Genomic DNA, 14,390 nt, shown 5'->3' on the forward strand with positions numbered 1-14,390 from the left:
CAGGTGCCCCACATGCTCAGATCGTCATTGAACAGAGGTTATTCGGGAAAGGGAAAGACAAACAAGCAGAAATCCAGTATTCATGCAGGTTTGCGGCGGGATGGCTCCCCAAAAGCTGAACACAAATAAGACAAGCAGCAATACAATCGCATATCGTTTCTCAGGGAGAATGTTGATTTACGTCACATTCTCCCTTTTTTTATTCCAGAAACGAGGTGATTGCAAAGTGAACACACAAATTATCGCCATCGCCAACCAGAAAGGCGGCGTTGGCAAGACAACCACCTGCGCGAACCTGGGGATCGGGCTGGCGCAGACCGGAAAGAAAGTGCTGCTGATCGACGGGGACCCGCAAGGCAGCCTGACCATCAGCCTGGGCCATCCCCATCCGGACAAGCTGCCCTTTACCCTGTCCGATGCGATGGGCCGTATCCTGATGGACGAGCCGCTGCGACCCGGTGAGGGTATCCTGCACCACCCGGAAGGCGTTGACCTGATGCCTGCTGACATTCAGCTCTCCGGCATGGAGGTCTCTCTGGTGAACGCCATGAGCCGCGAGACCATCTTGCGGCAGTATCTGGACACCGTAAAGGGACAGTATTCCCATATCCTCATTGATTGCCAGCCCTCCCTGGGGATGCTCACGGTCAATGCCCTGGCAGCTGCAAACAGGGTCATAATTCCCGTCCAGGCGGAGTACCTGCCCGCCAAGGGCCTGGAACAGCTGCTCCAGACCGTAAATAAGGTGAAGCGGCAGATCAACCCCAAGCTCCAGATTGACGGTATCCTGTTGACGATGGTGGACAACCGCACCAACTTTGCCAAGGAGATTGCCGCCCTGCTGCGGGAAACCTACGGCAGCAAAATCAAGGTGTTCTCCACCGAGATTCCCCATTCCGTCCGGGCAAAGGAAATCAGCGCCGAGGGCAAGAGCATTTTTGCCCATGACCCCGGCGGCAAAGTGGCTGAAAGCTACAAAAATCTGACGCAGGAGGTGACAAAACTTGAAAAGCAGCGCGAAAAAAGTAGAGCTGGCATCGGTAGATGACCTGTTTTCCACCGAGGAAAGCCGTGCCGACGCACAGCGGGAACGGGTGTTGGAAATCCCGCTGTCTGAGCTGCACCCTTTTAAGAACCATCCGTTCAAAGTCAAGGATGATGAATCCATGATGGAGACTGCGGACAGTATCAAGCAGTATGGTGTGCTGGTTCCGGCGATTGCAAGACCTGACCCGGAGGGCGGCTATGAATTAGTAGCCGGACACAGGCGGCACAGGGCCAGTGAACTGGCTGAGAAAGAAACCATGCCGGTCATTGTCCGGGATTTGGACGATGATGCCGCTACCATCATCATGGTGGACAGCAATTTGCAGCGTGAAAGCCTGCTCCCCAGCGAAAGAGCCTTTGCCTATAAAATGAAACTGGATGCCATGAAGCATCAAGGCGAGCGCAGAGATTTAACTTGTGCCCAAGTTGGGCACAAGTCAGACGGAAAGAAATCCAGAGACATTTTGGCTGAACAGGTCGGGCAGAGTAAAAATCAGATTCAACGCTTTATTCGCCTAACCGAACTGATACCTGAACTGCTGGATATGGTGGATGAACGAAAAATCGCTCTCAATCCGGCCTATGAGCTGTCGTTCCTGAAAAAAGAGGAACAGGTGCAGCTTTTGGACGCGATGGACAGTGAACAAGCTACCCCATCTCTCTCCCAGGCTCAGCGGCTCAAGAAATTCAGCCAGGAGGGGCATTTATCCATTGATGTGATGCGAGCCATTATGGGAGAGGAAAAGAAAAGCGATCTGGACAAGGTGACATTCACTTCAGACACTCTGCGGAAGTATTTCCCCAAGAGCTACACGCCCCAGCGGATGCAGGAAACCATTATCAAGCTGCTGGAACAGTGGCAGAAAAAACGCCAACAGCAACACGAACGCTGAGAAAGGAGCGCCTATGAGGGATATTTCAGCCCGCGAGCTGAAAGGACATAACATTCTTGCCGTGGAGCGATTTCAGGATGACACCCGCCGGATGATCGAGTTTTCTGTCCTGCGTTCCTGTGCCTACGGCAGTCCCGGTGATGAAATGCGGCTGTTTCTTACGGAGGACGGCTATCAAGCCGCCCTCCTGAGCCAGCAGCGCTGGGAAATCAAAATCAAGCGTTACGCCCGTATCATCGAGGGACATATCCTCGATTTTAAGCCGGACAAGCGCCGCCGCCACTCATAAACAAATCATTACTGCGAAAGGAAAGGATTGAAATGTGTACTGTAAAGGAAATCCGGGAAGCAATCCGGGAGGATTGCCATTCCCAGCATGATATGGAATCTATGGAGATTGACCGTGTTCTGCAAACTCTGCCATTCTCTCAGGGAAATGACCTGTTGGACAAACCGCCCATTCCCAAGCGCCCCTACCGGCGCAGAAAAAGTGAACAAAACAGCTGACTGCCACAATTCTTTTTACAGGATTGTGGCTTTTTTCATACCCTGAGAAATTTGGAAGGAGTGAGGTCAATGGCCGTATTTCGCATTGAACGGACCAGAGATTATACCGTAATGAGCAATCACCATTTACGCAACGGGAAACTGTCCCTGAAAGCCAAGGGGCTGCTTTCCATGATGCTGTCCTTACCGGAGGACTGGAACTATACCACCAGAGGGCTTGCCGCCATCTGCAAAGAGGGCGTGGACGCTATCGGCGGTGCGCTGCGGGAGCTGGAAGCTGCCGGGTACATTGTCCGCCATCAGCTGCGGGACAGGCAGGGACGGATCAGTGATACCGAGTATGTCATCTACGAGCAACCACAGCCGAAGAACCCGGATACGCCCCAACCGGATACGGCTTCACCAGATACGGGAAACCCGGATATGGACAAACCGGATACGGAAAAGCCCGCAGAATTAAATATAGAGAAATCAAATACTCAAAAATCAATTACTCATGGTTCAAGTACCGATTCCATTCCCTTCCGGGAAACAGCGGCGGCAAGACCGCCGGAACGGAAAGGAAGGGATGCGATGTCTGTCTCCGAGATAGAAAATTATCGGGAATTGATTTTAGAGAACATCGAGTATGACTACCTGTGCAGGGAGTTTGCCACCTATCGGGAGGATTTGGATGAGATCGTGGAACTGATGGTGGAAACTGTCTGTGCCAGACGCAAAACCACCCGGATTGCAGGCAGCGACTTCCCCCATGAGGTGGTGCGCTCCCGTTTTTTGAAACTGGACAGCGAACATATCCGGTTTGTCATGGACAGCTTGCAGAAAAACACCACCGAGGTCCGCAACATGAAGCAGTACCTGCTGACGGTGCTGTTTAACGCACCCACCACCATCAGTAACCACTACACTTCACAGGTCAATCACGATATGAACGCAGGCGGCTGGTAAGGCCGTCTTTTTTCATCCCACAACAACGACTTTTACAGGAGGTTACGCTATGAACCAGATGGAAATTTTCAAAAACCCGGAGTTTGGCACTATCCGCACTTTTGAGCAGGACGGAAAAGTGCTGTTTTGCGGAAAGGATATTGCGAAAGCACTTGGATACCAACGTACCGCTGATGCCATCACAGCCCACTGCAAAGGGGTCTGCGTTTTACCGACCCCTTCTAACGGCGGTATTCAGCGAATGAAATTTATTCCCGAAGGCGATGTGTACCGCCTGATCGTTCACAGCAAGCTGCCCTCTGCGGAACGGTTTGAACGCTGGGTGTTTGATGAAGTGCTGCCCTCTATCCGCAAGCACGGGGCTTACATCACCAGGGAGAAGCTGTGGGAGGTTGCCACTTCCCCGGAAGCCATGATGAAACTCTGTTCCGACCTGCTGGCAGAGCGCGAGAAAAATGCGGCGCTGCGGGAGGAAAACGCCATGCTGGAGGGCAAGGCAGCCTTTTATGACCTGTTTATCGACCTCAAGCACAGCACTAATCTCCGTACCACCGCCAAAGAACTGGTTGTGCCGGAGCGCCGGTTTGTCCGATTCCTGCTGGAACAGCGGTTTGTGTACCGCGCCCCGTCCGGGAATGTACTGCCTTATGCAAAGCCTGCCAACGACGGCCTGTTCACCGTCAAGGACTACTGCAACCATGGGCATACCGGCTCTTATACGCTGGTAACGCCCCAGGGCAAGCTGTATTTTGCCCAACTGCGGGACAGCATCCTGCTGATGATATGATGACCCGGTATCTTTTGCGGCGGCTGGTGGTCCCGCCTTAGTAAAATGCACCACCCCTGCAAATTTTCACAGGAAGGAGGCGTTACCCCATGCAGGAAGAAGTGGAAAACAGGACTTTGACGCTGGTAGTCAACGGCACAAAGTTCACCGGGCGGCTATTTAAGGCTGCCATCACCAAGTATCTTGCCCATCGCAAGGAAAAGAAGCTGAATAAGCAGAGAAGTCGAGACGCGCCTGTGAAGCCCCAGGGCAAGCAGACGGTCAAGCAGCTTGTGGGGCAGAATCAGGGCGTATCCAACATTGAGATCACCGACCCCTCCATCAAGGAGTTTGAAAAGATTGCCCGGAAATACGGTGTGGATTATGCGGTGAAGAAAGACCGCAGCACATCCCCACCCAAGTACCTGATCTTTTTCAAAGGCCGGGATGCGGATGCGCTGACCGCCGCCTTTACCGAGTACACCGGCAAAAAGGTCAAAAAAGCAGAGAAAACAGAACGCCCGTCTGTGCTGGCAAAGCTGAACCAGTTCAAAGAGCTGGTCAAAAATGCCGTGGTGGACCGCACCAAGCGAAAGGAGCTGGAACGATGAAAAAGCAGCTTGACATCAAAAAGCTCCTGATATTGAACCTGCCCTATATCCTGATGGGCTTGTTTGCCACCAACTTCGGGGAAGCATGGCGGATGGCGCAGGGCGCGGACGCTTCCCAAAAGGCGCTCTCCCTGATTTCTGTCTTGCCGGTGGCGCTGGCAAGCTGGTGGCCCAGCCTGCACCCGTTGGACCTGCTGGTGGGAATCTGCTGCGGCGGTGGGCTTCGGCTGGCGGTATATCTGAAAAGCAAAAATGCTAAGAAATACCGCCACGGCATGGAGTATGGTTCTGCCCGATGGAGTGCATAATTTTAAGTGTAAAGGAACTCTACATGGACGCACAGGAGGTTATGCACATGACTAATTATAGCAAAATCACCGCCCTTTACTCCCGCCTTTCCGTAGGCGACGAGGACAGGGACGGCGGCGAGAGCAACAGCATACAGAACCAGAAAATCTTTTTGGAGAACTACGCCAGAGGGCAGCACCTAACCAATATCCGGCACTACATTGACGATGACGAAAGCGGCAGATTTTTTGACCGTTCTGCCTACTCCCGCATGATGGACGATGTGGAAAACGGCAAAATCGGCGTTTGTATTATGAAAGACCTTACCCGCTGGGGGCGCGACTATCTCCAAGTCGGCAACGCTATGGAGATTTTCAGACGGAACAATGTGCGCTTTATCGCAGTCAACAACGGCATAGACAGCGAAAACCCAGACACATTAGAGTTTGCTCCCTTTATCAATATCATGTCGGAGTGGTACGCAAAGGACATCAGTAAGAAGGTGAAAACGGGCATTAAGACCAAAGGCATGAGTGGAAAGCCGGTTGCCACCGAAGCCCCTTACGGCTATATCAAAGCCCCGGATAACAAGGATTTTTGGATAATCGACAAGGAAGCCGCCGAGGTTGTACGCCTTATTTTCCGTCTGTTTTTGGACGGGAAAAACCGAAACCAAATCGCCGTATATCTGACGCAGGAGCAAATCCCGACCCCTACATTCTACATGAAAGACCGCGGGCGGGGAACTTGTAAAAATAAGACGCTCAACGAGAATAACCGCTACAAGTGGAACAAAGCCACCTTGACCCATATCCTCACGCGGCAGGAGTATTGCGGCGATGTAGTCAATTTCAAGACTGCAAAGCATTTTCGGGATAAGAGAAACCACTATGTAGACAGAAGCCAGTGGCATATCACAGAAAATGTGCATGAGCCGATTATTGACCGCACCGACTTTGAAAATGTGCAGCGGATTTTGGAAAACGCACCTGTCAAACGCCCCAACGGGGACGGAGAAATCCACCCTCTGTCCGGCTTGCTTTTCTGTAAAGACTGCGGCGCAAAAATGCACATTCGCATAGATTACAGGAACGGCGGCAAGCGCCATGTTGCCTATTGCAGCGAGTATCACAAGGGAAAAGCCAAAAATCCCAAGTGCAGCTCTCCGCACATCATGGACGCGGATCTGCTCATGCAGACCGTCGCAGATGTGCTGAAAAAAATCGCGGAATACTCTATCAGCAACCGGGCAGAGTTTGAAGCCTTAGTGAAAAAGAGCCTTGCCATGCAGCAGACCGACAAGACAAAGAAACAGCAAAAGCGTATCCCACAAATCACGATCCGCCTTGAACAGATTGACAAGGTGCTGAATAAACTTTATGAGGACAACGCGCTGGGTACTATCCCACAAGACCGCTATGAGCAGATGTCGCAGAAGTATTCCGAAGAATACTACACACTGAAAGCCGAGCTTGAACAGCTTAGGGAGCAGCTATCCGCTTTTGAAAACGCGGGAGGACGGGCGCAGAAGTTTGTAAAGCTGATAGACCGTTACGCTAACTTTACCGACCTTACCCCGACTATCCTCAACGAGTTTATCAGCCGGATTGAAGTGCATGAGCGCGACAAGAAAAGGGCAAAACAGGCTATTCAGCATATCGGGATATATTTTAACCATATCGGCAGATTTGAAAATGAGCTGACACAGCTTGCAGAGCCGACAGAGCAGGAAATCCGGCAAATGCGTGAGGAAATCGAAGAAGCAAGAAAGGAAAAGAGCCGAGCCTACCACCGCAACTATTCAAGAGAATACCGGGCGAGAAATCTTGAAAAGCAACGGGAGTACGACCGTATCAAAGCGCGGGAATATCGGGCGAAGAAAAAGGCGCAGGCTGCCGCAGCACTGTCTGCACCATAAAACAGAATAGCAACATCAGAGAGGGATTTTCCGAACTACGGGAAGTCCCTTTTTTACGCCCGGAGAAAGGAGTAACCTATTGACCGAAAAGAAAGGAACCCCCACCCCGCTGACTAAGCCGGACGGAATTATCACGACACAGAGGAACGGGCAGACCATTGTTGCGGAGCTGTTTTTCAATCCCAACGGCACAGAAACATTCTCCGATAAGCTGCTGAAAACGATACTTGCCGACAGTCTGCGTTTTTCTGCGTCTGACGGTCAAGAGCCGGAAAAAACAGAAATCTTGCGATAACAGCCGCCCCGACGATACATTCCCCGTTTGGGCGGTTTTTATCGTCAAAAACGCCGTTTTCCCCAAGTCAAGAGCCGAGGAAAACACCCGAAAAATGCCCCTATTGCGTAACAGGGGCGCAGAAAGGAGCTTGCATGAGAACAGGGCTTACCAAACAGGAAAAGACCACTGATATATGGTTTGACGAGAAAGACCCTCTTATCCATATCCGCACCCACAACACCAACCTCAAAAGGCGACTTGCCGATTATGCCGAGCAGTACCCCGACGAGTGCTGTAAGACCGACACAGACCCCGAAACAGGCTGCATGGAGTTTGATATTGCAAAGGGGCGTTTTTCTTTCCGTCTGACCGCCCCATACAGCGAGGAACGGCGGAGAGCCGCCAGCGAAGCGGCGAAAGCTAACGCAAGCAATCTCACGCGAAGTGTGGTATAATTTTTTTGAAAAAGTTTGAGATTTGATGTAGTATTCGCTGCTAAAACCGTAGTATATAGATGAAGCCGGAAAGGAGGCGGTGTGATGATAGACGATGAAAAAATCATAGAAATGTTTTTCGAGCGTTCAGAGCAGGGCATACGGGAACTGGACATAAAATACGGAAAAGTTTGCCACAATCTTTCCTACCATATCGTAGGGAGTCGGCGGGATGCGGAGGAATGTGTAAATGACGCTTATTTGGGTGCATGGAACGCCATTCCCCCGGCACGACCTAACCCGCTGTTGTCGTATCTTTTGAAAATCGTTCGGAACATTTCGCTCAAAATCTATTGGAGAAAGGAAGCAGCCAAACGAAGCAGCCATTACACGATTGCTTTGGAGGAAATTGAAGCCTGTATAGCAGCCCCTAACACAGTAGAAGCAGAAATTGAAGCCAGAGAATTAGCCCGTATCATTGAAAACTTTTTGGACACGCTGACTACCGAAAACCGCGTTATCTTTATGCGCCGCTATTGGTTCTCTGATAGCTACAAGGATATAGCCGAGTTTGTAGGGCTTTCAGAGAAAAACATCTCTGTCCGGCTGACCCGTATCCGCGAGAAGATGAAACAATACTTGATTGAAAGAGAGGTATTCATATGAACGCAAAAAAGTTTTCCGACGCTATGAGCGAACTTGATACAAAATATGTCGATGAAGCTCTCAACTACAAGAAGAAATCTAAAAAGCCCATTTGGGTAAAGTGGGGAGCTGTTGCAGCGTGTTTGGCTTTAGTATGTGTCGCCGCAATTTCCCTTTTTCCCCACAACAACGATAGTGTTACTACTCCGGGTATAGCAGACGCAGCACCTATGGTTTATGTTAATGACACCTTGTATAAACAGTCCACTTCGCAAACATCGTTCAACGAATTGAAAGACGATTTTGTTTATTTAGGTGTCATTGAAAGTGATGTTACCAACTTTCAAGGCACAAATGACGCAGGTAATTATTTGGACGGCATACCCAAAGAAAACTTCCAGGCAAATCACCCTATTGTTGGCGCAGAAATTTATCAATATGGCGAAAACATTGTCGTTGAGATTGAGGGGAAATACTGGTTGTATGAAAACTATCCTAACACAGACCTCGACGGAAACCCAGACGGGTACGACCCGCTCCCCAATAACCAAACCTCTGGTGAAGAAGTATCAGAACAAGACCCCGCTGCAAACTGAATAATCTTATCTTCATATTGCAAGGGCAGCCGAAAAATCGACTGCCCTTTTCCTATACTGACAGGCAAGAAAGGAGCGACCACCACATGACGAAACCCAGAGAGAAAACCCGCGAGGAACTGCAAGCCGAGATTGAGGACGGAAAGAAGAAAATCCGGCAGTTTGAGAACCGGGAAAAGATGTTGCGTCAGAAGCTATCCAAAGAGGAACGCAGAACGCGCAGCCACCGCCTTATCGTCCGGGGCGCAGTCTTTGAAAGCATTGTGCCGGAAGCAAAGGACATGACCGACGAGGAAGCCACCACACTTCTTAGACTTGCATTGACGAGTGAGCCGGTACGGGAATATTTGAAAAAACGAGCCGGAAACGGGAACGCTGAATAAATCCCTTAGACACTAAGGGCGCACTTATACACCCTAACGGGCGTGTGCGCTCTGCCGAGGGCTTTATTTCCGCACAGGGATTTTACCCCGCGCTGCGATTGGCGGCTTTGCCGCAGACAGGGGACGCTACACTTCCCCTGCGACAGCTTGCGCTGTCTACCCTTTTGTGTACTTGCGGAAATCGAACACCTTGCTACGCAAGCTATTCATTTTCCACAAGTTTTATATCCGCTATACTGGAGGTGATACCCATAGCCATTTACCATTGTAACATCAGCATAGTCAGCCGGGGCAAAGGCAAATCAGCCGTTGCCGCAGCCGCCTACCGAAGCGGCGAAAAGCTGACAAACGAGTGGGACGGAATGACCCACGACTACACCCGAAAAGGCGGCGTTGTCCATACCGAAATCATGCTGCCGCCCCATGCCCCACCCTCTTTCTCTGACCGTTCTACCCTATGGAACAGCGTGGAGCTTTACGAGAAAGCCGGGAACGCCCAGCTTGCGCGTGAGATTGACGCAGCACTCCCCATAGAATTATCACGAGAGGAACAGATACGGCTTGTCCGGGAATACTGTTCCTCTCAATTTGTTTCCAAAGGAATGTGTGTGGATTTTGCTATCCATGACACCGACAGCGGCAACCCCCATTGTCATATCATGCTGACCATGCGACCACTTAACGAGCGCGGCGCATGGGCGGCGAAGTCTAAAAAGGAATATGACCTTGACGAGAACGGCGAGCGCATACGCTTGCCAAGCGGCAGATACAAGACCCACAAGGTTGACCTCACAGGCTGGAACGACAAAGGCAACGCCCTCTTGTGGCGCAAGGCGTGGGCTGATATTTCAAACAGCTATCTTGAACGCGCCGGAAGCACAGAGCGTATCGACCACCGCAGCAACGCCGAGAGAGGAATTGACGAGATACCCACCGTCCACATGGGCGTAGCCGCCTGCCAAATGGAGAAGAAAGGCATAGCCACCGAGAAAGGCGAACTGAACCGGGCTATCCGAAAATCAAACAGGCTGATAAAGGAAATCCGGGCGCAGATCGGCAACCTCAAAGAATGGATTGCCGGACTGCTTGCGGCGTGGGAAACTACCCCAAGAAAACCACAGCCGCCAAAGTCCCCGAACCTTGCAAATCTTCTGATGAAGTATTTGAGCGTTCAGAGGGAAAAGAGCCGGAAGTATTCGCAGAGTTGGCAGCACCAACACGCAGCCGACGAACTGAAAACCATATCACAGGCAGTCAATTTCCTTGCGGAGCGCGGCATTTCCACCCTTGACGAGCTGGACGCAGCCCTTTCCTCTGTCAGCGACCAAGCCGACGCTATCCGGGAGGGCATGAAAACCGCCGAGAAGCGCATGAAAGAATTGCAAAAGCTGATTGAATACGGGAAGAACTACACCGAGTACAAGCCCATTCACGACGAGCTGAAAAAGCTGAAAAACGGCTGGACGAATAAGCGCGACAAGTACGAGGAAGCCCACCGCGCCGAGCTTACCCTATGGAACGCAGCGAGGCGCTATCTCCATGCAAATCTGCCGAAAGGGACAAAGCCCCCCTTGCCTATTTCTGAATGGGAAAAAGAGTATGCCACCCTCAGCGGGCAGAGGACAGCGGAATATACCAAGCTGAAAGAAACCCGCGCCGAGGTTGCCGAGCTGCACAATATCCGCAAGTGCGTTGATATTGCGCTGAAAGCCGACCAGCCGGAGCAGACCCGCACCAAGCGGCACGACTTAGAACGATGAAAGGAGTTGAGATTTTTGTACTACACCCAAGACCAGATAGACCGGGCGAACCAAACCGACCTTGTTTCTTTTCTGCAATCACAGGGCGAGCAGCTTACCCGCGCCGGAAATGAATACCGCTGGAAACGGCACGACAGCTTGACCGTCCGGGGAAACAAATGGTATAGGCACAGCCAGAGCAAGGGCGGCGGCCCCGTCGATTTTGTCATGGAGTTTTTCGGCAAGAGCTTTACCGAAGCCGTGGAACTTCTCACAGGAGAAAAGGGAGCCGCACCGCCGCCGGACAGACCTTGCCCCGCGTCCCTTTCCGACTTCCGGCTACCGCCCCCAAACAATGACAACAGAACAGCGAGGAACTACCTCACAGCAGCCCGCCGCATTGATGAAGATGTGACGGGCTTTTTCTTTGCCCGCGGCGATATTTACGAGGACGCAGCCCACCACAATGCCATATTTGTGGGGCGGGATGAGGACGGAATACCGCGCTACGCCCACAGCAAAGGAACGGCGGGAAACTTCCGGCTTGATGTGAAAGGCAGCGACAAAGCCTTTAATTTCTGCTACCGGGGCGAGGGCGAAAGGCTTTTTGTTTTTGAAGCCCCCGTTGACCTGTTATCTTTCCTCTGCCTGTTCAAAAAGGCGTGGCAGAAGCAGAGCTATTTGTCATTGGGCGGCGTGGGAGAAAAAGCCCTGTTGCGTTTCCTCTCTGACCGCCCGAACATCAAGACCGTTTACCTCTGCCTTGACAGCGACCAAGCCGGAAACGACGCTTGCAGCCGCCTTGCGGAGCTTGTGCCGGAGGGCTTGACCGTCCACCGCCTTGTGCCGCTTTACAAGGACTGGAACGAGGTATTGCAGCACCGGGCGGAAATCACAGACGGGAAGTATATCCGGGAAGCGGTTTACGGCTTGAAAGAGCCGCCGCAGGAAGAAACCGTTGAGATTATCCGCATGAGCGAGGTGGACACACAGACCGTTGAATGGCTATGGGAGCCGTATATCCCCTTTGGGAAAGTAACCATTGTGCAAGGCAACCCCGGCGAGGGCAAGACCACCTTTGCCCTACGCCTTGCCGCCGCCTGCACCACCGGGGGAACGCTGCCGGGAATGAAACCCTTGCCGCCATTCCAAGTGATTTACCAGACCGCCGAGGACGGGCTGGGCGATACCGTCAAGCCCCGCTTGATAGAAGCCGAAGCCGACCTTGACCGCGTGCTTGTGATTGATGAAGCCAAGCGGGAGCTTACCCTCTCCGACGAGCGCATAGAAAAGGCAATCACGCAGAACGGGGCGCGGCTGATTATCCTTGACCCCATACAGGCATACATGGGCGAGAAAACCGACATGAACAGGGCAAACGAAGTGCGCCCCATGTTCCGCCGCCTTGCCGATGTTGCCGAGCGTACCGGGTGCGCCGTTATCCTTATCGGACACCTCAACAAAGCCGCCGGAGGGCAGAGCGCATACCGGGGCTTAGGTTCTATTGACTTCCGCGCCGCAGCAAGGAGCGTCCTGCTGATCGGGCGCGTGAAGCGGGAGCCGAATGTGCGCGTTATCGTCCATGACAAATCTTCCCTTGCGCCGGAGGGCAAGCCCGTTGCCTTTTGCCTTGACCCGGAAACAGGCTTTTCATGGATAGGCGAATATGACATAACCGCCGACGAGCTACTATCCGGCGCGGGCGGGAACACCGCCACCAAGACCGAGCAAGCCGAAAAGCTGATACTTGACCTGCTTGCAGACGGGAAAGAGCTTGCCAGCGAGGACATTGTAAAAGCCGCAGCCGAAGCCGGAATATCCGAGAGGACAGTACAGAACGCCAAGCGCAACATGGGCGGTATTTTGGGCGCAAGGCGTGTCGGCGGTCAATGGTATAACTTCCTCAAAAAGAAGCAGCCGCCCGAACCCGCAAGCTGAAAGTGCAAAACGCAGACCCTTTGCACTTTGCACTTTCGCACTTTCACGATAATTTGCGTCAATAACTCAAAAAAGCACTTGACAAAACGCTTCATGGGGAACACACGAGGACATCGCCCCTTATGTGGACCCGGTTTTCCAGAACAATGTGATTCTGACGAAAACCGAGAGCCTGACCATGAACAGCCGCCCCAAGGACCCCAAGACGGCGCGAAATAAAAATGTTCTGGTAATCGGCGGCTCCGGTTCCGGTAAGACCCGATTCTGGCTCAAACCGAACCTGATGCAGATGCACAGCTCCTATGTGGTGACAGACCCCAAAGGTACGATTTTGGTGGAGTGCGGCAAGATGCTCCAGCGCGGTACGCCGAAAATGCGTCCCAAGCTGGGCAAGGACCATCAGCCAATAAAGGACCGGCACGGCAATCCGGTCTATGAGACCGTAAAGGACAAAAACGGCAAAGTGGTCTATGAGCCTTATCGCATTAAGGTTCTCAATACCATCAACTTCAAGAAGTCCATGCACTATAACCCCTTTGCGTACATTCACTCTGAAAAGGACATTTTGAAGCTGGTTACAACTTTAATTGCGAACACCAAGGGCGAGGGCAAAGCCGGGGATGATTTCTGGGTCAAGGCAGAAACGCTTTTGTACTGCGCCCTCATCGGGTATATCCACTATGAAGCCCCGGTGGAGGAACAGAATTTTTCCACCCTCATTGAGTTCATCAACGCCATGGAAGTCCGGGAGGATGACGAGGAGTTCAAAAATCCCGTTGACCTGATGTTTGACGCACTGGAAGCGGAAAAGCCAAACCACTTCGCCGTCCGGCAGTATAAAAAGTACAAGCTGGCCGCCGGCAAAACAGCTAAAAGCATACTTATTAGCTGCGGTGCGCGCCTTGCGGTGTTCGATATTGCGGAGCTGCGGGAGGTCACTTCCTATGATGAGCTGGAGCTGGACACCCTGGGAGATAAAAAAACTGCCCTGTTCCTCATTATGAGCGATACGGATGACAGTTTTAACTTTCTGATCTCCATGTGCTACACCCAGCTGTTCAACCTTCTGTGCGAAAAAGCCGACGATGTGTACGGCGGGCGGCTGCCGGTTCATGTGCGCTGCCTTATCGACGAGTGCGCCAATATCGGGCAGATCCCGAAGCTGGAAAAGCTGGTGGCCACCATCCGAAGCCGTGAGATCTCCGCCTGTCTGGTCTTGCAGGCACAGTCCCAGCTGAAAGCTATCTACAAGGACAATGCCGATACCATCATCGGCAATATGGATACCTCTATTTTCCTGGGCGGCAAGGAGCCGACTACGCTCAAGGAGCTGGAAGCTGTACTTGGGAAAGAGACCATCGACACCGTGCGCCCAGATAGGGCGTTGAGCAAAGTAGTGT

At 52.2% G+C, this 14,390-nt stretch carries 14 protein-coding genes and 2 pseudogenes; all 16 read left to right on the forward strand.

Annotated elements, in window-relative coordinates:
* The first annotated feature begins 226 nt into the window (after window positions 1-226).
* Window positions 227-1,048: a ParA family protein gene (locus HMPREF0372_RS01835; protein ID WP_039996494.1), complete on the forward strand. Its 822-nt coding sequence runs from the start codon at window positions 227-229 to the stop codon at window positions 1,046-1,048.
* The gene (locus tag HMPREF0372_RS01840; protein WP_039996495.1) at window positions 1,005-1,940 is read left to right on the forward strand and encodes a ParB/RepB/Spo0J family partition protein; all 936 of its coding nucleotides are present in this window, start codon (window positions 1,005-1,007) and stop codon (window positions 1,938-1,940) included. The genes HMPREF0372_RS01835 and HMPREF0372_RS01840 overlap by 44 nt, the downstream gene beginning before the upstream one ends.
* A 13-nt stretch (window positions 1,941-1,953) precedes the next feature.
* Window positions 1,954-2,229 (forward strand): DUF5720 family protein, encoded by a 276-nt coding sequence (locus tag HMPREF0372_RS01845; RefSeq protein ID WP_007488480.1) that lies wholly within the window; start codon window positions 1,954-1,956, stop codon window positions 2,227-2,229.
* 287 nt (window positions 2,230-2,516) lie between these two features.
* Complete coding sequence (locus HMPREF0372_RS01855; RefSeq protein WP_007488481.1) at window positions 2,517-3,395, forward strand: DUF6017 domain-containing protein; 879 nt, start codon at window positions 2,517-2,519, stop codon at window positions 3,393-3,395.
* A 49-nt stretch (window positions 3,396-3,444) separates the two neighbouring features.
* Window positions 3,445-4,182, forward strand: coding sequence for a BRO family protein (locus HMPREF0372_RS01860; protein WP_007488484.1), 738 nt, complete (start codon window positions 3,445-3,447; stop codon window positions 4,180-4,182).
* An 89-nt stretch (window positions 4,183-4,271) separates the two neighbouring features.
* The gene (locus HMPREF0372_RS01865) at window positions 4,272-4,772 is read left to right on the forward strand and encodes a PcfB family protein (protein ID WP_007488486.1); all 501 of its coding nucleotides are present in this window, start codon (window positions 4,272-4,274) and stop codon (window positions 4,770-4,772) included.
* Window positions 4,769-5,071, forward strand: a pseudogene (locus HMPREF0372_RS21405) (VirD4-like conjugal transfer protein, CD1115 family); the annotation flags it as partial. The gene HMPREF0372_RS01865 and the pseudogene HMPREF0372_RS21405, both read left to right, overlap by 4 nt.
* 32 nt (window positions 5,072-5,103) lie before the next feature.
* Window positions 5,104-6,978: a recombinase family protein gene (locus HMPREF0372_RS21410; RefSeq protein ID WP_039996500.1), complete on the forward strand. Its 1,875-nt coding sequence runs from the start codon at window positions 5,104-5,106 to the stop codon at window positions 6,976-6,978.
* Window positions 6,979-7,057: 79 nt separating this feature from the next.
* Complete coding sequence (locus HMPREF0372_RS01880; protein ID WP_007488489.1) at window positions 7,058-7,273, forward strand: transposon-encoded TnpW family protein; 216 nt, start codon at window positions 7,058-7,060, stop codon at window positions 7,271-7,273.
* Window positions 7,274-7,407: 134 nt separating this feature from the next.
* Window positions 7,408-7,710 (forward strand): hypothetical protein, encoded by a 303-nt coding sequence (locus tag HMPREF0372_RS01885; RefSeq protein ID WP_007488490.1) that lies wholly within the window; start codon window positions 7,408-7,410, stop codon window positions 7,708-7,710.
* 84 nt (window positions 7,711-7,794) lie between these two features.
* On the forward strand, window positions 7,795-8,355 hold the full coding sequence (locus HMPREF0372_RS01890) for an RNA polymerase sigma factor (RefSeq protein ID WP_007488491.1): 561 nt from the start codon (window positions 7,795-7,797) through the stop codon (window positions 8,353-8,355).
* Complete coding sequence (locus HMPREF0372_RS01895) at window positions 8,352-8,930, forward strand: hypothetical protein (protein ID WP_007488493.1); 579 nt, start codon at window positions 8,352-8,354, stop codon at window positions 8,928-8,930. The genes HMPREF0372_RS01890 and HMPREF0372_RS01895 overlap by 4 nt, the downstream gene beginning before the upstream one ends.
* Window positions 8,931-9,016: 86 nt before the next feature.
* Window positions 9,017-9,313 (forward strand): DUF3847 domain-containing protein, encoded by a 297-nt coding sequence (locus HMPREF0372_RS01900; RefSeq protein ID WP_007488494.1) that lies wholly within the window; start codon window positions 9,017-9,019, stop codon window positions 9,311-9,313.
* 242 nt (window positions 9,314-9,555) lie between these two features.
* On the forward strand, window positions 9,556-11,073 hold the full coding sequence (gene mobQ, locus HMPREF0372_RS01905) for a MobQ family relaxase (protein ID WP_007488496.1): 1,518 nt from the start codon (window positions 9,556-9,558) through the stop codon (window positions 11,071-11,073).
* A 15-nt stretch (window positions 11,074-11,088) separates the two neighbouring features.
* Window positions 11,089-12,990, forward strand: a complete 1,902-nt coding sequence (locus HMPREF0372_RS01910; RefSeq protein ID WP_039996499.1) for an AAA family ATPase — start codon at window positions 11,089-11,091, stop codon at window positions 12,988-12,990.
* A gap of 85 nt (window positions 12,991-13,075) precedes the next feature.
* Window positions 13,076-14,390: pseudogene (locus HMPREF0372_RS01915) on the forward strand (VirD4-like conjugal transfer protein, CD1115 family); the annotation flags it as partial.

Origin of the sequence: Flavonifractor plautii ATCC 29863, assembly GCF_000239295.1 — a bacterium.
Taxonomy (GTDB): Bacteria; Bacillota; Clostridia; order Oscillospirales; family Oscillospiraceae; genus Flavonifractor; species Flavonifractor plautii.